The sequence below is a fragment of the Gordonia sp. BP-119 genome (assembly GCF_016924115.1).
GTDB lineage: Bacteria > Actinomycetota > Actinomycetes > Mycobacteriales > Mycobacteriaceae > Gordonia > Gordonia hongkongensis.
This window is the reverse complement of record NZ_JAFFZF010000023.1, coordinates 1-19,579: the sequence shown is the minus strand read 5'-3', so window position 1 is coordinate 19,579 and position 19,579 is coordinate 1. Positions and strand designations below refer to the sequence as shown.

The 19,579-nt window shown below is 64.2% G+C and carries 20 protein-coding genes and 3 pseudogenes; 22 read left to right on the top strand and 1 reads right to left on the bottom strand.

Annotated features, from left to right (window positions below; genetic code table 11):
- Nucleotides 1–34: 34 nt before the first annotated feature.
- The 11 genes and pseudogenes from JW364_RS14240 to JW364_RS14190 all read left to right on the top strand — a co-directional run bounded on the left by JW364_RS14240 (nt 35) and on the right by JW364_RS14190 (nt 8,271).
- Nucleotides 35–1,366 carry an aromatic ring-hydroxylating dioxygenase subunit alpha gene (locus JW364_RS14240; protein ID WP_006897070.1) on the top strand — a complete coding sequence of 444 codons (1,332 nt, stop codon included), beginning with the start codon at nt 35–37 and terminating at the stop codon, nt 1,364–1,366.
- Nucleotides 1,363–1,866: an aromatic-ring-hydroxylating dioxygenase subunit beta gene (locus JW364_RS14235; protein ID WP_006897069.1), complete on the top strand. Its 504-nt coding sequence runs from the start codon at nt 1,363–1,365 to the stop codon at nt 1,864–1,866. Before JW364_RS14240 ends, JW364_RS14235 begins: the two co-directional genes overlap by 4 nt.
- Nucleotides 1,844–2,155 carry a hypothetical protein gene (locus JW364_RS14230; protein ID WP_006897068.1) on the top strand — a complete coding sequence of 104 codons (312 nt, stop codon included), beginning with the start codon at nt 1,844–1,846 and terminating at the stop codon, nt 2,153–2,155. The genes JW364_RS14235 and JW364_RS14230 overlap by 23 nt, the downstream gene beginning before the upstream one ends.
- Nucleotides 2,156–2,203: 48 nt before the next feature.
- Nucleotides 2,204–3,190, top strand: a complete 987-nt coding sequence (locus tag JW364_RS14225; protein ID WP_137809379.1) for an alpha/beta fold hydrolase — start codon at nt 2,204–2,206, stop codon at nt 3,188–3,190.
- Nucleotides 3,190–4,062: an extradiol dioxygenase gene (locus JW364_RS14220; RefSeq protein ID WP_006897066.1), complete on the top strand. Its 873-nt coding sequence runs from the start codon at nt 3,190–3,192 to the stop codon at nt 4,060–4,062. The genes JW364_RS14225 and JW364_RS14220 overlap by 1 nt, the downstream gene beginning before the upstream one ends.
- Entirely contained in the window at nt 4,059–4,331 is a 273-nt protein-coding gene (locus tag JW364_RS14215; RefSeq protein WP_006897065.1) for a hypothetical protein, read from the top strand. Before JW364_RS14220 ends, JW364_RS14215 begins: the two co-directional genes overlap by 4 nt.
- On the top strand, nt 4,328–4,573 hold the full coding sequence (locus JW364_RS14210; RefSeq protein ID WP_006897064.1) for a ferredoxin: 246 nt from the start codon (nt 4,328–4,330) through the stop codon (nt 4,571–4,573). The genes JW364_RS14215 and JW364_RS14210 overlap by 4 nt, the downstream gene beginning before the upstream one ends.
- A gap of 483 nt (nt 4,574–5,056) precedes the next feature.
- Nucleotides 5,057–5,563 (top strand): annotated as a pseudogene (locus tag JW364_RS14205) (helix-turn-helix domain-containing protein); the annotation flags it as partial.
- A pseudogene (locus JW364_RS14200) lies at nt 5,563–6,264 on the top strand (ISL3 family transposase); the annotation flags it as partial. The pseudogenes JW364_RS14205 and JW364_RS14200, both read left to right, overlap by 1 nt.
- 134 nt (nt 6,265–6,398) lie before the next feature.
- Complete coding sequence (locus tag JW364_RS14195; protein WP_235621849.1) at nt 6,399–7,313, top strand: alpha/beta fold hydrolase; 915 nt, start codon at nt 6,399–6,401, stop codon at nt 7,311–7,313.
- 295 nt (nt 7,314–7,608) lie between these two features.
- Nucleotides 7,609–8,271 (top strand): polysaccharide deacetylase family protein, encoded by a 663-nt coding sequence (locus JW364_RS14190; RefSeq protein WP_307814793.1) that lies wholly within the window; start codon nt 7,609–7,611, stop codon nt 8,269–8,271.
- Here the strand turns inward: JW364_RS14190 and JW364_RS14185 are convergent.
- Nucleotides 8,268–9,041 (bottom strand): annotated as a pseudogene (locus tag JW364_RS14185) (IS630 family transposase); the annotation flags it as partial. The gene JW364_RS14190 and the pseudogene JW364_RS14185 sit on opposite strands and share 4 nt — an antisense overlap.
- Before the next feature lie 28 nt (nt 9,042–9,069).
- Here JW364_RS14185 and JW364_RS14180 point away from each other — a divergent pair.
- From JW364_RS14180 to JW364_RS14130, 11 genes are all read left to right on the top strand, one after another.
- Complete coding sequence (locus JW364_RS14180; RefSeq protein WP_055476446.1) at nt 9,070–9,726, top strand: N-carbamoylsarcosine amidohydrolase; 657 nt, start codon at nt 9,070–9,072, stop codon at nt 9,724–9,726.
- A 101-nt stretch (nt 9,727–9,827) separates the two neighbouring features.
- Nucleotides 9,828–10,970: an MFS transporter gene (locus tag JW364_RS14175; RefSeq protein WP_020171244.1), complete on the top strand. Its 1,143-nt coding sequence runs from the start codon at nt 9,828–9,830 to the stop codon at nt 10,968–10,970.
- 75 nt (nt 10,971–11,045) lie between these two features.
- On the top strand, nt 11,046–11,912 hold the full coding sequence (locus tag JW364_RS14170; protein WP_006897059.1) for an aldo/keto reductase: 867 nt from the start codon (nt 11,046–11,048) through the stop codon (nt 11,910–11,912).
- A gap of 138 nt (nt 11,913–12,050) precedes the next feature.
- Complete coding sequence (locus JW364_RS14165) at nt 12,051–13,514, top strand: aromatic-ring-hydroxylating dioxygenase subunit alpha (RefSeq protein ID WP_006897058.1); 1,464 nt, start codon at nt 12,051–12,053, stop codon at nt 13,512–13,514.
- A 2-nt stretch (nt 13,515–13,516) separates the two neighbouring features.
- Nucleotides 13,517–14,128, top strand: coding sequence for a 3-phenylpropionate/cinnamic acid dioxygenase subunit beta (locus JW364_RS14160; protein WP_006897057.1), 612 nt, complete (start codon nt 13,517–13,519; stop codon nt 14,126–14,128).
- The gene (locus JW364_RS14155) at nt 14,125–14,430 is read left to right on the top strand and encodes a hypothetical protein (RefSeq protein ID WP_006897056.1); all 306 of its coding nucleotides are present in this window, start codon (nt 14,125–14,127) and stop codon (nt 14,428–14,430) included. The genes JW364_RS14160 and JW364_RS14155 overlap by 4 nt, the downstream gene beginning before the upstream one ends.
- Before the next feature lie 48 nt (nt 14,431–14,478).
- Nucleotides 14,479–14,676, top strand: coding sequence for a ferredoxin (locus tag JW364_RS14150; RefSeq protein WP_006897055.1), 198 nt, complete (start codon nt 14,479–14,481; stop codon nt 14,674–14,676).
- Nucleotides 14,673–15,908 (top strand): NAD(P)/FAD-dependent oxidoreductase, encoded by a 1,236-nt coding sequence (locus JW364_RS14145; RefSeq protein ID WP_006897054.1) that lies wholly within the window; start codon nt 14,673–14,675, stop codon nt 15,906–15,908. Before JW364_RS14150 ends, JW364_RS14145 begins: the two co-directional genes overlap by 4 nt.
- Nucleotides 15,905–16,654, top strand: coding sequence for a class II aldolase/adducin family protein (locus JW364_RS14140; protein ID WP_006897053.1), 750 nt, complete (start codon nt 15,905–15,907; stop codon nt 16,652–16,654). The genes JW364_RS14145 and JW364_RS14140 overlap by 4 nt, the downstream gene beginning before the upstream one ends.
- Nucleotides 16,655–16,700: 46 nt before the next feature.
- Complete coding sequence (locus tag JW364_RS14135; protein ID WP_016895390.1) at nt 16,701–17,501, top strand: IclR family transcriptional regulator; 801 nt, start codon at nt 16,701–16,703, stop codon at nt 17,499–17,501.
- Nucleotides 17,502–17,793: 292 nt separating this feature from the next.
- Nucleotides 17,794–19,197, top strand: coding sequence for an IS1380 family transposase (locus tag JW364_RS14130; protein ID WP_006897051.1), 1,404 nt, complete (start codon nt 17,794–17,796; stop codon nt 19,195–19,197).
- Nucleotides 19,198–19,579: the final 382 nt, after the last annotated feature.

The following is a 19,579-nucleotide window of genomic DNA, read 5'->3' as shown; positions in this document are numbered from 1 at the left end:
CACGCAACCCGTCAGACCCCGAGAGGACCCGATCATGACCAGCATTAGCGAACGCCCCGTTGACGTGGCCGCCGCAAGACTGCACGACCTGGTGAAGCCCGACGAGGGTGCCGTCAGCAGAACAGTCTTCGTCGACGAGGCAACCTACCGCAAGGAATTGGACCGGGTATTCACCAAGACGTGGTTGTTCATCGGCCACGAGTCCCAGTTGAGTGAGCCGGGCGACTACCTGACGAACTTCATGGGCGAGGACCCTGTGATCGCCACTCGCGGTGCGGACGGAGTGATCCGGGTGATGCTCAACTCCTGCGCCCACCGGGGCATGGCCGTGTGTAGCACCGACGCCGGGTCCTCGAAGTTCTTCCGCTGCCCCTACCACGGCTGGACCTACAGCAACAACGGCGATCTGATCGGTGCACCGCGCGCAGATACCGTCTACCATGGCGAGCTGGACAAGCCGCGCCTAGGTCTGAAGGCCGTTCCGCGGGTGGAGAACTACAAGGGCTTCATCTTCGCCAATTGGGACGAGGACGCCATCCCGCTGGTAGACTACCTCGGCGCTGACCAGCTCTGGTATCTGGACCTGGCCTTCGAGGCGCCGCTCGGCGGGCTCGAGGTGATCGGCCCCACGATGAAGTTCCGGATCAAGGCCAACTGGAAGCTGGCGGCGGAGAACTTCGCCGGCGACGACTACCACGTGCTCTACACACATGGGTCGGCCTTCCAGATCGGCTTCCTCCCCGATTACGACACGCTCGGCGACTACATCGCATACTTCGACCACGGCCACGGGATGGGCGACATCAGCAAGCCCGGCCGGGCCTATCAGAACGACGTCGGGATGGCTCAGCTCCTCGGGCCGGAGGCGATCGAGTACGTCAACGCCGTGCACGAGCGGCTCAAGGCCCGGGTCTCCCCGCTGCAGGCGGAGATGCACGGGCTCGGTCAGGGCAATATCTTCCCGAACCTGTCATGGATCAAGTTCGGCGTCTTCCACGTCTTCGGGCTCTTCCAATGGCACCCGAGGGGACCGGGTGAGATCGAGGTCTGGCAGACGGCGCTCTTCGACCGCGACGCGCCGCAGTCGGTCAAGGACTTCGCCCGCACCCAGATGTCCCAGGAGAACGCCGCGGCCGGGATCTTTGGCCAGGACGATGGCGAGAACTTCGAGCAAATCACCGAGTCCGCCCGAGGGGTGGTCTCCCAGACCCGGGATTTCAACTACGCGATGGGCCTGGGGCACGAGGGCGAGATCCACGAGGAGGGATACCCCGGCCATTTGGGGCCCCACTATTCGGAGCAGAACCACCGCAACTTCTATCGCTACTGGCTCGAACTCATGACCACCCCGGGAGAGCAGAAATGACCAATTCCCTCACCGATCTGCGCCGCGACGTCGAGGACTTCCTCTACAGCGAGGCCAAGATGCTCGACGAGCAACGCTACGACGAGTGGCTCGACCTGTTCACTGAGGATGTCCATTACTGGATGCCGATCACGGAGACCCGTGAGGTGCGGCAGCACCGGGACCACGTCCCCGGCGAGTGGTCGCTCATGGAGGAGGACGCCCGTTTCCTCGCCAAGCGGATGGAGCGCTTGGCCGGTGGCCTTGCCCACGCGGAGCAGCCGCGGTCGCGGACGCGCCGGTTCATCAGCAACGTCCTGGTCACCCCCGGGCCGGACGGCGACCTGGTAGCGGAGTGCAACTTCATCATCTTCCAGTCCCGGCGAGCCAACTCCGAGCAGTTCTTCGTCGGCTCCCGTCGCGACCGGATCGTGACCTCCGGTGAGAGCTGGAAGATCGCCGAACGGACCGTGCTCCTCGACCACCGGGTGTTGCCCCGTGCCATCTCCATCTTCTTCTGAGGCCCAGGCGGCTGACCTCGACGGCAGTCGGGACGTCGGGGCTGATGGCGCACCAGAGCCGAGTTCTTGGCTGCGCATCGGCTCTGCCGACGGCGAGCTCGTAGTCCGCAACGAGTTCGCCCGGGTGCGGGTACGCGCCGACCGAGACGGCAACGACCTTCGCCTGGCCATCCGTAGCCTGCGCACCGGCCGCGAGGTCTTCCTTGACGCGCTGCAGCTGGAGAGCCTCACCTGGCTCGACGAGAGGGCCTACACGACATTGCTCTCCGAGCCGTTCGGACCGGAGTGACCGACCATCCCGCACCGGCCGCACGGCCGAACAGAGAGGAGCTTCAACGTGACGAGCACTGAAGGGGGAATGGCCCAGCCCCAGGGGAACTCGTTCTGGGTGGACCTGCTGGGAACCGAGGTCCGGTACCGCCAGGCGAGCTCTTACCGCACCCGCAGCATCGAGGCAGGCGCCGGTGAGCCGGTAGTCCTGCTGCACGGCGTGAGCGGGCACGCCGAGACCTGGGTGCGCAACGTCGCCGTCCTCGGCCGGGACTTCCGCGTGCATGCCATTGACATGCTGGGTCATGGCTTCACCGACAAGCCGCAGATCGAGTACTCGATCCGCGCGCTCGCCGAGCACGTGCTCGGCTTCCTCGACGAGATCGGCGCCTCGCGAGCCCACCTGGTCGGGCAGTCTCTCGGTGGCTGGGTCGCGGCGTTTCTCGCCGTCCACCACCCCGAGCGGGTCGCCTCGCTCGTCAGCGTCACCGGGGCGGGGCTGCAGGTGGACGCCGACGGTGCCACGCTGACCGAGAACGTCGGCCGGCAGGTCGCGGAGGCTACCACCAAGGCTCTGGACACCCCGACCCGGGAGAAGGTCCGGACTCGGCTGGAATGGCTGGTCCATGACCCGTCCGTGGTCACCGACGAACTGGTGGAGACCCGGTACCGGATCTACGCCAGCCCGGACTTCGCCGCCACCGCCGGTGACATGGTCGCCGCATTCACCTCCCGGCCCCGGCCGGAGGAACTGCTGACCGCCGAGCGGCTCGCGACGATCAACTGCCCGACGCTCGTGCTGTGGACCCGGCAGAACCCGACCATGCCGTGGACGGTGGGGGAGGCGGCCAGCCGGATCATTCCCGATGCAACGTTCCGTCTGATGGAGGACGCCGGTCACTGGCCGCAGTTCGAGAAGCCGGCGGAATTCCACGCTGTCGTCGGCGGTTTCGTGCGTTCGGTCACCGCGGGGCGCCGAGGTGGGCGCACCGACGGCGACGGCGACGGCGGCCCCACGGATCCGGCCACCAACCGGCAACGGGCGGCCCGCTGATGGGCAGGCTGGTAGGTGCGTACGCGACGTCCCACACGGCGATGATGATCCGAAAGCTCCAACCGGACAACGACGTGCACGCCGCAGTCCATCAGGCCTTCGCTCAGGTGCGTGCGGAAATTGACCGGCTGTCCCCTGACGTGCTCGTCGTCGTCAGCAGCGAGCACCTAGCATCCTTCAGCTACGACAGCTTTCCGCAGATATGCGTCGGAATCGGAGAGATAGCCACCGGTTGGGGCGATGGAGGAGTGGCCAGCGCCGAGGTCCCACTTGCTGGCGCCTTCGCTGCCCAGCTGCTCTCCGAAGGGGTGGCCGCCGGATTCGACCTCGCGTTCTCCGCCAACCCGAAGATCGACCATGCGTTCATGGCACCATTGACCCTGATCCGACCAGAGATGGACATCCCGGTGGTCCCGGTGTTCCAGAACGCCAACACCGAGCCTCTGCCACCCCTGTGGCGCAGCGCCCAACTGGGGGAACTGCTGCGCGACGTCATTACGCGGCGGCCCGCAGCCGAAACAGTGGTCGTGCTCGGGACCGGCGGGCTCTCCCACTGGGTCGGCACGCCGGAGATGGGCCAGATCAACTCCGCCTTCGACGAGCGATTCCTGCAGCACGTGCGCGCAGGGGACCTCGGCGCGATCCTCGCCATGAAGACCGCCGACGTCCTCGCTGAGGCCGGCAATGGTGCCCCGGAGATCTGCAACTGGGTCACCGCGATGGCCGCCGCGTCCCGTCAGGAGGGCTGGGGAGTGTCGGAGCCTGAGCGGACGGCCCGTGGGCCGAGAGGGGTCGTCCTGGCATACGAGTCCGTCCCGGACTGGGCGACCGGGATCGCGCTGGCTCGGTTGGCCCCCGAGGAGGAACCGTGAACTTACCCCTGGACCAGGTCATCCGCCGGGTCGTCCGGGATCCGGAGTTTCGTTCTATTGCGGAAGAGTCGGGCCAGCTCGCGGCCGACCTCGCAGGCGTACGGCTGGCCGATCTTGCGGCCGTCCTGGAGGGCGACCTGGTCACCCTCCAGCAAAGGGGCGCCCACCCACTGCTGATCATGCAGCTGGCCGGCGCGCTCAGGATCGATCCGATGCGGCGCTTCGCCGCCGAACAGACTGCCCATGACTTAACCACGGAGGGACGATGAACATGATGAACATTACGGTGGACCTCGAGCGGTGTGAGGGCTTCGCCTCGTGCGTTGTGACCGCGCCCGAGCTCTTCGACCTCGATGACGAGCGAAGCGTCGCCGTCGTTCTGGAGCCTGTTGACGGTGGCCCCCGCACCCGCGCCTTAGCGCTCGAGGCCGCCGCGAGCTGCCCGATGCGGGCCATCACCGTCTCCGACCCCCTGGTGGACGAACCATCGCTGCCGCGGCGCGGCCGGTGACCGACGGAGTTTCGCCGGACGCGGTGGCAACCGCGGTCGAGAACGAACCCCGTCGGGCGGCGGTGGCCGGTACGCCCTGTGCCCCGGTTCGTGAACGTGCTACCACCGACGTTAGCGGCCGGCTGCGCCGTTCAGCAGGTTCTCTCCGCTCGCGCTCTCGGTTGGAGGGGTGGCAGCCGCAATGGCCGATCGCTGAGCGGGTCAACGACCACGTTGTCAGACCGGGCGACTCGCGATCCGGGGCTCGATGCCAGCATCCCGGGCTGCCACGCGTACAGCATTTGGTCGCCGCGGCGGGCATATCGTTGACGCCCAAGAGGATACCGGCCTGCCTTCCTGCCGCACCTCGGGCACTGGCCCAGTCGGCTAGATGTACTGACCACGGAGGTTGTGTCTCCGGTCGGCATGGCGAGATGAAATGAGGAAGACCTCCGTGTGAGGTGTGAAAGCGACCAAGCAACCACACCCACAACGGAGGTCTTCGTGTCCCACGCTAACGCGACCTTGACGCCCACGGGAAGACTGCGCCTGGCCCGGTGTGTCGTCGAAGACGGCTGGCCCCCGGCCCGAGCTGCGGAACGGTTCGGTGTCTCGGTCACCACGGCCCGACGCTGGGCCAGCCGGTATCGCGAGCAGGGCAAGGCCGGCATGGTTGACCGCTCCAGCCGGCCGCACACCTGCCCCCACCGCACCCCGCGTCGTCGGGAGCGCCGGGTGATCGGCCTGCGCGTATCGCGCCGGTGGGGGCCAGCCCGAATCGCTTACCACCTGGGAATGCACCCCTCGACGGTGCACAAGATCCTGTCCCGCTTCGGGTGCGTGCGCCTGGCGTTCACCGACCCGGCCACCGGCGCCCCGGTGCGCGCCACCAAGCGACGCCCGCAGCGCTATGAGCACGCCGCACCGGGCGATCTGGTGCACGTGGACATCAAGAAGCTCGGACGCATCCCCGACGGCGGCGGGCACAAGTTCCTCGGCCGCGCCAAAGGATGGTCCCGGGCCGTTCGGCGAAGGTCCTCACCGAGTGGCTCAACGCCCGCGACCAGGCATTTCGAGACCGAGTCAAGGTGGTCACGATGGACGGGTTCGCCGGCTACCACTCCGCCGCAGCCAAGGCCGTGCCCGCAGCACGCACGGTGATGGACCCGTTCCACGTCGTGCATCTTGCCGCCGACAAGCTCACCGTGTGCCGCCAACGCATCCAGCAGGCCACCACCGGGCACCGGGGCCGCACCGGCGATCCGCTGTACGGCATCCGCAGGACGCTCAACACCCGGGCAGGGCTGCTGACCGACAAACAGAAAGTGCGCTTGTTCAAGGCGTTCACCGCCAACGATGCGCACGCGGCGGTGGAGGTCACCTACGGCGTCTACCAGCGACTCATCGCCGCCTACGAGGCCTCGGGCAAGCGGGAGGGCAAGATCGCGATGTACAAGCTCCTGCGCTCGATCCGGACCGGGGTGCCCACCGAGCTGCCCGAGCTCGCCCAGCTCGGCCGGTCGCTATGGAAGCGGCACCGCGAGATCCTCGCCTACTTCGACGTGGGTGCCTCCAACGGCCCCGTCGAGGCCATCAACGGCAGGCTCGAACACCTCCGCGGAATCGCCCTGGGCTTCCGCAACCTCAAGCACTACATCTTGCGGTCACTGATCCACTCCGGACAGCTTCAGGATCGGATCAATGCACTCTGAATCCGGAAGGGCCCTTTCTATTGACAGTCGATGCGGAGGCGCGTAGCTTTCAGGCACACGCAGAAGAGATTTCTACTGGCCAGAACTACCACGTCGGTAGGGGTCGAACTGCGATGAATTGTTCAATCGTTATCGTGCACAGAAAGGCGTTATCCGTGCCAAGCTCTTCAATCACCCAGAAGTTCCATACCGTCGATGTGAAAGGGGTTCAGACGCGTTATTTCGACGACGGCCAGGACAAGGATCCGATCCTCCTCATCCATGGGGGGCATTTCGGGTTCTTCATACCGGTCGGAATCGAATCCTGGGGCAACGTTCTAGAGGATTTCGGCGAGTACGGCCGTGTCCTCGCGGTCGACAAACTCGGTCAGGGCGAGACTGGTCTCCCGCTGAATGACGAAGACTGGACTGTCGACGCGGTCGCCGAACACGTTGCGAACTTTGCAACTCAGTTGGGGCTCAAGAACCTGACCCTGGTGGGTCACTCGCGCGGCGGCATGACGGCGGTCCTTCTCGCGTTGAAGTACCCTGAGATGGTAAAGAAGCTGGTCATCATCAGCAGTGCGACTGCGGCACCGGCGCCGCCCGTCGGAACCGACATGGACTTCTACGAGCGAGTCGAAAGGACTGCCCCCGGAGGTTCGGCCGAGTTGATCCGTCACTATCATGCTGCCCAGGCGGTTAATGAGGGAGATCTGCCCGAGGACTACATCGGGATCGCCACAAAGTGGCTCGAGAGCGAAAAGCAGCTCGACGCTGTCGCCGGATATGCACGCAATGCGGAGGAGCACTGGTTGCCTAGCCTCAGCGAGGGCAGGCGCTGGGTTCAGGAACGGCTTGCCGACGCAGGAATCCCGGTGCCGACGCTGGTTGTGTGGGGAGTCAATGATCGATCGGCGCCGGTGTCGATGGGTAAGGGGCTCTTCGATCTGATCGCTGCCAACACCCTGGATAGCTCGCTCTATCTCATCAACAACGCTGGTCATCACGTGTTCAGTGACCAGCGCGAAAAGTTCAACGCCGCGGTTGGTGCGTTCATCTCGCTTTAGCAGAACCCTTCGTCGGTCTTTCGTGCTCGAAAGACCAGATGTCTGATACAAACAACTTCGAAGAGGAAGCTGGAATCTAATGCACAACTCGCTTTACGACTATTCACCGATTACTGAGCGTCCACGATTCGAGTGGCCGGGCGGGAAGAAGGTCGCCTTCTACGCGGGCGTCGCGGTGGAACACTATCCGGTCGACAAGCCGTCGACATCAATTTTTGCCGGAACAGCTGGGCTGACCCCGGACCCCCTCAACTATGGGTGGCGAGACTATGGAATGCGGGTGGGGATCTAGCGGATGATCGAATCGCTCGATCGTCACGGAATGCGGGCGACCGCCTTTGTGAACTCTGACGCATGTTCGCTTTATCCCCAGGTCATCGCGGCCGGAAACGAGCGCAACTGGTCGTGGGTGGCTCATGGTCGCGACAATTCGACCTTCCAGAACGGGATGGAGAAGAGCGTAGAGAGAAAATATCTTGAAGAGGTCGTGGACGAAATCGAGCGGCACACGGGGACTCGTCCGACTGGTTGGATCGGTCCCGCGCTTACCGAGACATTTGAGACACCTCAGATTCTCGCCGAACTGGGGCTGGAATATGTGCTGGACTGGTGCGCCGACGACCAGCCGTTCTATCTCAATGGCGAGAAGCCGATGCTCAGTGTTCCGTACTCGACCGTTTTGAATGATGTGATGCTGTTCGGCGGAAACGGTCTCAGCGGTGAGGGCTTTGTCCAGCTGATTAAGGACCAGTATGAGCAGCTGTCTAAGGAAGCGGATGACCATGTGCGAGTAATGGGCATTGGCCTTCACCCGTTCATCATCAACCAGCCGTTCCGTCAGAAGTACCTTGACCTGGCCCTGGATTTCATCGCCGAACAGGACGATGTTTGGATTACTACGTCGGATGATATCGCGGCTCACTTCAAGAATAATGTTGCGGATCGTCCTGCGGCCTAGTGTCGCGTTTCTGAAGTTGGTTTAGGGTTGGCTTTCGCGAGGATCTGTTCGGGAGTTTTGGTCCAGACGAATGGGTGTTTGCGGTCGTTCCAGCCCGTGATGAACTGGCGAATCTTGGCATTGAGGTCCTTGACGGATGTAAAGACACCGCGGCGGATGGCCTGCCGGTCGATGATGCCGAACCAGACTTCCACGAGGTTGAGCCAGGACCCGGACGTCGGGGTGAAGTGCACGTGGAACCGCGGATGCTGTGCCAGCCACACCTTCACCGCCGGGGTTTTGTGGGTGGCGTAGTTGTCCATCACCAGGTGCAGGTCCACCTCCGGGTAGGCGCGGTCGAGCTGACGCAGGAACGCCAGGAACTCCTGATGGCGATGCTTCGGCTTGACCGCGCCGGTGACGTGCCCGGTCGCAATGTCCAACGCGGCGAACAGAGTCGTCGTGCCGTGCCGCTTGTAATCGTGGGTGTGCCTTTCGATGCTGCCGGTGCGCATCGGCAGCATCGGCGCGGTCCTATCCAGCGCCTGGATCTGACTCTTCTCGTCAACACACAACACGATCGCGTTGTCCGGTGGCGCCAAGTACAACCCCACCACGTCGGTGACCTTCGCGACCAGTTCGGGATCGGTGGAGAACTTGAACGTTCCGGCCCGCCAAGGCTGCACGCCGAACTTGCGCCACGCCCTGGCCACGGTGGCGTTACCGATCTTCAGATGATCCGCCAGCAGGCGTGAGGACCAGTGCGTCACCCCGTACTTCTTCGGCGGAGGAACAAAGCAGAGAAGAGAAGAGACAACAATGTCTATCAGCAATGCCGTTGAAGAATACGAACGTCTTCGAGCAGATTTCCGAGCCAAAGGTTTGGGCGGCCGGACCGGCTTCGGGCAGCGGCCAGCGCTGCTGGTCATCGACCTGATCCGGGGGTTCACCGACACCAGATCCCCCCTGGCCGGCGAACTCGACTCTCAGTTGCAGGCCACCCAACAACTGCTTGCAGACGCACGCGATGCCGACGTGCCCGTGATCTTCTCGACGGTCGCCTACGATGCGGACCTTCAGGAGGCCGGCAAGTGGATCCGCAAGATCCCTTCCAACAGCTGGCTGATGGAGGGAAACGAGTGGGTGGAGCTGGATGAGCGACTGGGTCGTCGCGAGAACGAGATGCTGCTGGTCAAAAAGTACGCGTCCTGTTTCTTCGGTACCGATCTGGCAGCTCGTCTGATCTCCCGGGGCGTGGACACGGTGATCCTCCTCGGATGCACGACCAGCGGATGCATCCGCGCCACCGCTGTGGACGCGTGCTCCTACGGATTCCACACAGTCGTTGTGGAAGAGGGCGTGGGAGACAGAGCAGAGCTGCCACACCTGGCAAGCCTCTTCGACATCGACAACAAGTACGGTGACGTCGTGAGCCTGGAGGACGCCAGCGCCTACCTCCAGCATGTCCACCAGTAGAGACGCCGAATACGGACACCGGTGACGAAAGCTCATCGGCCAGCGCATCAGCGGATCCTTGAGGACGTCGATGCGAAAGAGTTACCACCACGGGAAAGCACATGGACTCCGTCAACTATGACAGGGCCTTGAGCGCGCTGGCCATCATCTTGTTCAGCTTCGCGCTGGGCACTTTGTCCGTTGTCGTCCCTCTTTTGGGTGTGCATGCGGGCTACACCCCCAGTGAGATCGGGCTGCTGGTCGCCGTGGCTGCCATCGCACAGCTGATCACCCGCCTGTACATGGGCGCGTTGATGCGTCGGATTCCGGACAGGTCCTTCCTCGTGGGATCCGGGCTGATGATCGCGATCTCGTGCGCACTGCTCGCGATTTCTCCCGCGGTCGTGTTTTTTGTCGCGTCCCAGTTGGTCCAGGGAATAGCCCGGGCGTTCTTCTGGACCAGCAGCCAGACCCACGCCGTTCGTACATCCGCCGCACCGGTCAGTGGCCTCCGGGACGTCAATCTGGCGGCGGGGATCGGTGCGCTTCTCGGCCCCACGGTGGCCGGATACCTCTGGGAGGCCTCGGTGCAACTGCCACTCATGATGGGGATCGTCGCAGGTTCCGTCGCCGTCGTCCCCGCGGCCTTGTTGATCAGGTTTCCCCCGTTCGCGGCCAGGCCTTCTTCACCCACTGGCAGGGATGTCCGTCTGTGGCGACGACCCGGTGTCAACGCTGCCTGCTGGATGAACACGGGCGCAGGGGTTTGGAAAAGCCTTCTGGACTCCTACGTCCCTTTGGCCCTGTCCCTGGCAGGCCAACCGGCTGCAGTCATCGGTATCCTGCTCTCCATCGCCAACGCCACCGTTCTCGTCGGTAGTACCGCCAGCGGGTGGGTCCGGCGCCGGGGCGTCAGGGCGTCTCTGGTCATCGGGATGATAGCTACAGGGCTGGGACTGGCCGCAGTGGGACCGTTCGCCGGTCTGACCGCCCCGGTGGCCATTGCCCTGGCCATCTCCGGCATCGGTGCCGGGGTCCTGCAGACCGTCGGTCCGGCCATCGCAGCGGAGAAGGTGCACCCAGAAGAACGCGGAGACGCCCTCGCATTGACGGGCACTTTCCGCGCCACGGCGCTCTTCCTCTCACCGCTGGGCATGGCCGGGCTGGTCACCCTCGTTCCGGTGACCGCGGCCCTGCTGGCCGCGGGCCTGCTCATCATCACCCCAGCTGCAACCACCTGGAGATCCAACAAAGATGTCGACTGACCGACACAGACCCCGAGGCTCGCGCTATTTGCCTCCGGTGACAAGAAAGCAAGACGTTTCGACGAGAGGCTGTCCATGACGACGAAAACCCATCCGAGCGATGACCCCGCAACGGTCCCGAGGCTCCGACTGCGGCACGGGCATAGCATTCCGCATCTGGGCCTGGGCACCTGGCCACTGGTGGGGGAAGAGTGCGAGACGGCCGTCCGCTACGCCATTCAAAGCGGCTACCGGCTCGTCGACACCGCGTTCCAGTACCGCAATGAAGACGCGGTGGGACGCGGTGTCCGCACTGCCGGCGTTGCGCGTGAAGAGCTGTTCGTCTCCAGCAAGTTCAACAAGGAGTCCCACAGCGTCGACGGTGTGCAGAGGGCCTACGACCGCAGTCTCCAAGCCTTGGGCCTGGACTACCTGGACATGTTCATGTGCCACTGGCCCGTGCCGGCCTTGGACCAGTACACCGAGGCATGGAGAGGCCTCGTCAAGCTCTTGGACGAAGGCCGTGTCAAAGCGATCGGTGTCTCCAATTTCAAGCCGGACCATTTGGAGAAGGTCATTGCCGCGACCGGCGTGGTTCCTGACGTGAACCAGATCCAGCTCAGCCCCGATCTCGCACGGCTACCCCCGCGGGCAGTGCACCAGGACCTGGGCATCATTACCGAGGCCTGGAGCCCTATTGGTCGCGAATCGGGACTGCGTGACCACCCCATCGTGGTGCAGATCGCGCAACGGACAGCAAAGAGTCCGGCGCAGGTTCTGCTCCGCTGGCACGTCCAGCAAGGAATCGTCCCGATCCCGCAGGCCGCCAAACCCGCATGGCTGGTCGAGAACATCTCGGTGTTCGATTTCTCCCTGACTGCCGAGGAAATGGCCGCCCTGGCGAGGCTGGACCGCGGAGAGAACGCCGCCCGCGACTCCGACTCCCCCGAAAACGGCCACTGACCCTTGCCGCACCCACCCGTACCTGGCACGAAGAGTGGGAGGGGTTGACGTAGATCACAAAATGCGGAAACCTCTTCACGACAGAGTGGACCTCTGCTCTACAGACTGACTGATCGATGATCGAGAAGGAGCTCTCCCATGGCAGACCATCACGGCGTCCTCGAGGACGTACGGCGGGGCATGATCCCTGCACATATCTACAACGACAAAGAGCTCTTCGAACTCGAGAAGGAACGTCTCTTCAGCCGCAGCTGGCTGTTCGTCGCCCACGAGTCGGAGGTCCCCGAGGCTGGTGACTACGTGGTCCGCAGGGTCCTCGAGGACTCGTTCATTATCTCTCGGGACGAACAGGGCCAGGTCCGGGCCCTGTTCAACATGTGCCTCCACCGGGGCATGCAGGTGTGCCGGGCGGAGATGGGCAATGCCTCCCACTTCCGTTGCCCGTACCACGGTTGGTCTTACCGCAATGACGGGCGCCTCGTTGGCCTGCCGTTTCACAAGGAGGCATACGGCGGGGAGGAAGGCTTCAAGAAGAAGGGCCAGACCTTGTTGCCTGCTCCCTCGCTGGCCACGTACAACGGTCTGATCTTCATCAGCATGGACCCGGATGCCGAGCCCCTGGAGGAGTTCCTGGGGGACTTCAAGTTCTACCTGGACTACTACACGAAGCAGAGCGCGGACGGCATCGAGCTGCGTGGCCCTCAGCGTTGGCGGGTCAAGGCGAACTGGAAGATCGGGGCCGAGAACTTCGCCGGGGACATGTACCACACGCCCCAGACCCACACCTCGGTGGTGGAGATCGGCCTCTTCCGCGAGCCCAAGGCGGAGAAGCGCAAGGACGGCACCACGTACTGGGCTGGCAACGGTGGCGGCACCACTTACAAGCTGCCCGAAGGTGGCCTGGAGGAGCGCCTGCGCTACGTGGGCTACCCGGACGAGATGATCGCCCGGATGAAGGAGCAGTGGACCCAGGAGCAGCTCGACGTGGTCGGCAAGGACGGGTTCATGATCTCGGCGGCCTCACTGTTCCCGAACATGAGCTTCGTCCATAACTGGCCGCGGGTCGAAGAGGGCTCCGACGAGGTGCTCCCCTTCATCTCTATCCGCGTGTGGCAGCCGATCAGCGAGAACGAGACGGAAGTCCTCTCGTGGTTCGCCGTCGACAAGAACGCGCCGGAGGAGTACAAAGCGCTTTCCTACAAGGCGTATCTCATGTGCTTCGGCAGTGGCGGCATGTTCGAGCAGGACGACGTCGAGAACTGGGTGTCCCTCACCAATACTGCCGCCGGCTCCATGGCACGGCGTCTGCTGCTCAACAGCCGGATGGGCATGCTCGAGAACGGCGAGAACGTCGTCGAGGCCCTGTCCCCCGAGGAATACTCGGGACCCGGCGCCACCCGTGTCGGCTACAGCGAGTACAACCAGCGGGAGTTGTTGCGCCGGTGGGCCGATCACCTCGAACGTCCGGTAGAAGCCGCAGCGCAGGTGCACGTGGGCTCGGACCCGGTGCAAGCGCCACCGGCCGCCGGATCGGGGCCCGCCCGCCCGGCCTGCGGCAGCGCAGAGACCGCGCCCGCAGCAACCCTTCACGAGGAGGTCTGATCATGAGTGTTGGAACGGCACACGAGAACGAGAACTTGACGCTGTCCGAACAATCGGCGCTGGGAGCCCACGCCCCGCGTACTCAGCGGACGGGGCAGACCCTGCCTTTCAACGATGAACTTCACCTGGAGGCGCATCGTTGGCTGGTCGATGAGGCGTACCTGTTGGACGCCCAGGACTACGACGAGTGGCTCTCCCGGATCGCCGATGACGTGCACTATCTCATGCCCGTCCGCGTCACCACTGCCCTGGGCGCCGGATACTCCACCTCACCGGGGATGGCGCACTGGGACGAGAACAAGTACTCGCTCAGTCGCCGCGTGGCACGCTTCGCCACCGAGCACGCGTGGACCGAAGACCCCCCATCACGGCTGCGCCACTACATCACCAACGTGCGCACCTTCCGCACCCCCGACCCGCAAGAGATCATCGTGGACTCGGCGGTTCTTCTCTTCCGCAGCCGTGGTGACGTCGGGGAGTCCTCCACTGTCTCGGCAGGACGCGAGGATCTCCTCCGCCGTACCTCATCCGGGTCCGGGTGGGAGCTGGCCCGTCGCACCATCATGGTCGACGAGTCGGTCATCCGCATGCAGAACCTGGCGATCTTCCTGTGAAACTGGAATGGGAAGGCGAGGAGGAAGACCGCCTCGCGGCGATCCAGGCCACCGAGGAACGCCGCCGGCTCGAAGAGCACGTCACCGGCAAGCCGATCGTGATCGCTAACGAGTTCTCGGAGGTCCAGGTCACCCGCATCGAGACCCGCAACGGTTCGCGGCTGATGATTCAATCTCCTCGTTCGGGCCAGTGGGTAACGCTCTGTCCGCTGGAACTGGAGTCCCTGACCTGGCAGGCCCCGGCCACGTTCTCGGCCATGATCGGACACCCTTTCGGGCCGCTCGTGGCCGAAGACGAATAAACACCCCAACCGCCAGAGCACCACCGTCTCAAGCTAAGGAGTTCGACCATGCCCGTTGTAAAAGCCGATCTGCAGGCCTGTCAGGGATACGCGAACTGCGTCGTCGGAGCCTCTGACTACTTCGACCTGGACGACGACGGGATCGTCGTGCTGCTCCAGACCGAAGTCCCCGAAGCCGACCGCGCCCGCGTCACCGAAGCCGCGCGCAGCTGCCCGGTCTCCGCACTGGTGGTAGAGGACGCATGAGCCCGGGCACCGTCGTCGTCGTCGGGTCCTCCATTGCCGGGGTGCGCACCGCGCAGTCCCTCCGGCTGGAAGGCTATAAGGGGGAGATCATCCTCGTGGGAGAAGAGACCGAACTTCCCTACGATAAGCCGCCATTGTCGAAATCCGTTCTTGCGGGATCCGCCGACGAGGACTCTATCCGGCTGCTGACACAGGAGCAGGCCGATGCCGAGGACATCCAACTCTTGCTGGGGCACCGCGCTGTCGATCTGGACGTCGCCGAGAACCTGCTGAAGCTTGAAGGGCATGACCCCCTTCGCTACGACAACCTCGTCATTGCCACCGGAGCATCACCCCGGCCCTCTCCCTGGGGCCAGTCTCCAGGGATTCACGTGCTGCGCACCCTTGAGGACGCCCGCGAACTACGTGGGGACCTTCTCCGGGGTGGGGCGCTGGCCGTTATCGGGGCAGGGTTCATCGGCGCCGAAGCGGCAGCCACCGCCCGCGGCCTGGGATTGGAGGTCACCGTCATCGACCCGGTGCCCGTGCCCATGAGCCGCCTCTTTAACCCTGAGATCGGCCAGTGGTTCGCAGACCTTCACCAGGACAACGGGGTCGACACCATGTTCGGCACCGGAGTGGAAGCTATCGAAGGCGAGGAGGGCAACTTCTCCCTCCACCTGACCAACGGTGAGAGCGTTCAGGCGGCCACCGTGCTGATCGGTATTGGCGTCATCCCCAATGACTCCTGGCTTAGCGCATCCGGCCTGCTGGTGGACAACGGGGTCGTGCTCAACGAGTACTGTCAAGCCCTCGACGCTGCGAACGTGTACGCCGTCGGCGACGTAGCCCGCTGGCGCCACCAGAAGCACGGCGAGGACGTCAGGACCGAGCACTGGACTAACGCGGTGGAACAGGCCGCCTGCGTGGCCTACAACATCATCCATCCGGAACAGCCGCGCGCCTACACGCCCATTGAATACGTGTGGAGCGACCAGCACGACTGGAAGATCCAGGTCGTGGGACGCGTCGGAGGCAATGTCGACCACGTCCTCATCGGACACCCGCAGGTCCACGGCAAGTTCGCCGCCCTCTACACCATCGACGGCACCACCGTCCGGGGCGCAGCCATCGTGAACTGGCCCAAAGCCCTCATTGCCTGCCGTCTGGGCATGGCCAGGGGCATCACGGTGCAGGATCTGCGCGCCAAGCTCGAACCCCAGTTGGAGCCACCGCCGAGGAGGGCGTCATGACACCCGGAAACTTGCTGCCCCAGACCGAGAGCGTCAGCCGGGAACGTATCGCCCTCGCCTGCCGGGTCTTGGCCCATCGGGGCCTTGCAGATGGAATCTTGGGTCACATCAGCCTGAAAATTACCGACAGCACATTGCTGGTGCGCTGTCGCGGCCCGTACGAACGCGGACTGGCGTATACGCAAGCCGAAGACATCCGCATGGTGGACCTCGACGGCAATCCCGCCGCCGACGGCGAGCTCGCGGGCGGATACACGGTCCCCAACGAACTGCCGCTGCACACCGAGCTCTTCCGGCGCCGCCCAGACATCCGGGCTGTCGTTCACGCCCATCCCCCGCGAGTGGTTGCCGCCGACCTGGCAGGGCTTGCAGTACGCCCCATCGTAGGGGCGTACGACATTCCCGGAGCCCGCCTCGCCGCCAACGGGGTGCCCGTCTATCCCCGCGGAGTACTCATCCGCGACCGTCGGCTCGCCACCGAAATGGCCGATGCTATGGGAACAAGGCCCGTTGTTGTGCTGCGGGGCCACGGCCTCACCAGCGCGGCCGAAACCGTCGAGCAAGCAGTTCTCCAGGCCATCAGCGTGGACGGCCTGTCCGGGTTGGCACTGCAAGTGACTTCGGCTGGTGGGCACCTCGTCGATCTGCCCGACGCCGATATGGCCGAACTGCCCGACCTCGGAGGAGCATTCAACACAGAGACTGCTTGGAGACATGAACTCGCACGACTTGGTGAGCCTCGTTGATGGCCTGCGCCCTAGCCGGACAGAGACTGAACCCCCGGTCAGTAACATGAAGCTCATGTCCGCATCACGGGCGGAGGACGACTCCAGATACGGCCCTCCTCCGCAGTACCCCATCGAATCCGTCGACAACGCACTCCGATTGTTGCTGCTCTTCGAGACTCGGCCGAGCATCCGGCTCACCGATGCCAGCAAGTACCTCGGAGTGGCGTCATCTACGGCCCATCGCCTCATGGGGATGCTCCTCTACCGAGGTTTCGTACGGCAGAACCCTCAGACCAAAGCGTACGAACCCGGACAAGCACTCAGCTCCATCGCCTTCGCCATACGGCGCCACGTCGACATCGGAACGCTAATTCGTCCAGCAATGGAAAGGGTATTCGAGGCAACCGGAGAGACGGTGCACTTTGCCGAGCTCAAAGGCTCGAACGCACACTTTCTGGAGGCCATCGAAAGCCAACGTGCCGTCCGCGTTGCCTCACGTCAAGGTGCGATGCTTCCTGCCAACTGCACTGCAACGGGCAAAGCAATGCTGAGCCTACTCACCACGGAACAACTGCATGCCCTGTACCCGTATGAGGAGCTCCCGGGTCTCACCAAGGGATCTATCATTTCCCGTTCCGATCTGGAGCGTGCCCTCGAAACGATTCGGCAAACCGGGTACTCAACGAGCCAGGAAGAAAGCGAAGACGGCGTCATGTCAGTCGCTGTTCCCATCACCAGCCCGAGCGGAGGATACTACGGGATCAATGTATCCGTGCCCGCTCACCGCATGACTGAACAACTCCGCACAGAACTCGGAGCTATGCTCCAGACAGCCGCCAAAGAAATCCAGAACTTGCTCGTTTAAGGATCTCGACGGCCGGTGACGGTGGTGCTGTGGACAGGACCACCTCAGGCCAGCGGCGATTCCAGAGAGTCGATTCTCCGCAGTCGGAGCCCGAAGAAGAAGGAAATGACCACGGCGACGGTTGCCATAGTGACGAGCATCGCCCAGGTCAGTGTCGAGTTACCGAGGCTAACCCGGGTGATTCATGGGAATCTGCGGATCGCTGGGCGAAAATAGACCGAAGTGCTTCCTGAACAGGGGAAACTGGGACTTGTCTAAGGTTCCATGTTCTCCAGCAGAAAGCACTCGGTAGGTGAAGCGTACTTCGTGGTCGGCCGGTCTGTCCGTTACTGCAGATGGTGTCGGGGTGGTCTCGCATGCCGGGGCTATCGTGCCTCGACTTCTGGCTGATCAGGTCGGTCTGACCGCCGAGCTGTCAGGGGCCATGGCTCGCCGCCGGTTCATCCCGATCCACGATCGCGGCCGGGTGTTGATCGATACCGCGGTGATGCTCGCCGATGGCGGCGAGTCCATCTCCGACATCGGCGTCCTGCGCCACCAGTCCGGCGCCCTGGGCCCAGTGGCGTCGGCGCCGACGGTGTGGCGCACGCTCGATGAGGTCACTGCCGGCAAGCGCAAGAAGATCCAGGTGGCGCGGGCTCGCACGCGGCGGCACGTGTGGTCCCACCTGCCCGGCGGAGTGCCCGCATCGGCGTGTGCGGGGCGGGATCTGGGATCGACGGTCGTGCTCGATGTGGACGCCACCATTGTGGTCACTCACAGCGAGAAGGAGCTTGCTGCGCCGACGTATAAGCGCACGTTCGGGTACCACCCGATCGGCGTGTGGTGCGACAACACAGAAGAGTTCCTCGCCGCGAGCTTGCGCCCAGGCAACGCCGGGTCCAACACCGCCGCCGACCACATCGACGTCCTGGGCCAGGCAATCGCGCAGATCCCCGCCAGTCATCGGCGTGATCTGCTGATCCGCTCCGACGGTGCCGGCGCCTCCCACGACCTGATCGACTGGATCACCGAGCAGAACCGCGTCCGTGGTCGACAGGTGGAGTACTCGGTCGGCTTCTCCATCACTGCCCCGATTCGCCGGGCCATCGCGACCTGCCCCGAAGCCGCGTGGGGACCAGCGCTCAACCCCAACGGGGACATTCGTGACGGGGCCGACATCGCGGAGCTGACCGGATTCCTCTCCCAACGGATGCTCGCCAAGTGGCCAGACGGGATGCGGGTGATCGTGCGCCGCGAGCGGCCCCATCCGGGTGCTCAGTTGTCGATGTTCGAGGAGATCGATGGATGGCGCTACCAGGCTTTTGTCACCAACACCACCGCCACGGGTCAGCTGCAATTCCTCGAGGCCAGGCATCGGGCTCACGCCCGGGTCGAGGACCGGATACGCCACGCCAAGGACACCGGGCTCGGGCGGCTACCTTCGCGGGGGTTCGCGCTCAACCAGGCCTGGCTCGTCGCGGTGATGATCGCAGCGGACCTCGTTGCCTGGACGCGGATGCTCGCTTGCACCGGCGAGGCCGCAGTCCTGGCGTTGTGCGAGCCCAAGGCACTGCGCTACCGCTTCCTTCACGTGGCAGCCCGGCTGGTCCGCAGCGGCCGACGGCGAAAAGTGAAGATCCCGGAAACATGGCCCTGGGCCGTCGCGATCGTCGCTGTGTTCAACACGATCGCCGCGATCCCCAAACCAGCCTGACCTCACATGCCCGCCCACGACATCACCACCCGGGGACCCGCCCACCGGCAGCGCCAGCCGGCACACACGCACGCCCACCCACGAAATCGATCCCGCCGTCACCCGACAGCAGCAGTCACACCGGCCCGTGAATCAGCGGGGCTAAGGGCCACCCCGGTGAGCACGGGGCCGATGGTATTGCCGATGTACGTGCCGGTCTGGACAATGCCGGTGGCCGCTGCGGTGGCCCCAGGCGCCATGTGCGAGATGAGGAAGTGAACCGTCCTGGATCGGATGGAGACCTCGTTTAGGCCACCGCCATCTCGGAGGTGGCTGTCTCACGGTAGCGCCTCTCGTACTCAATGGGCGGGCAGTAGCCGATCGATGAGTGCAGCCGCTCGGT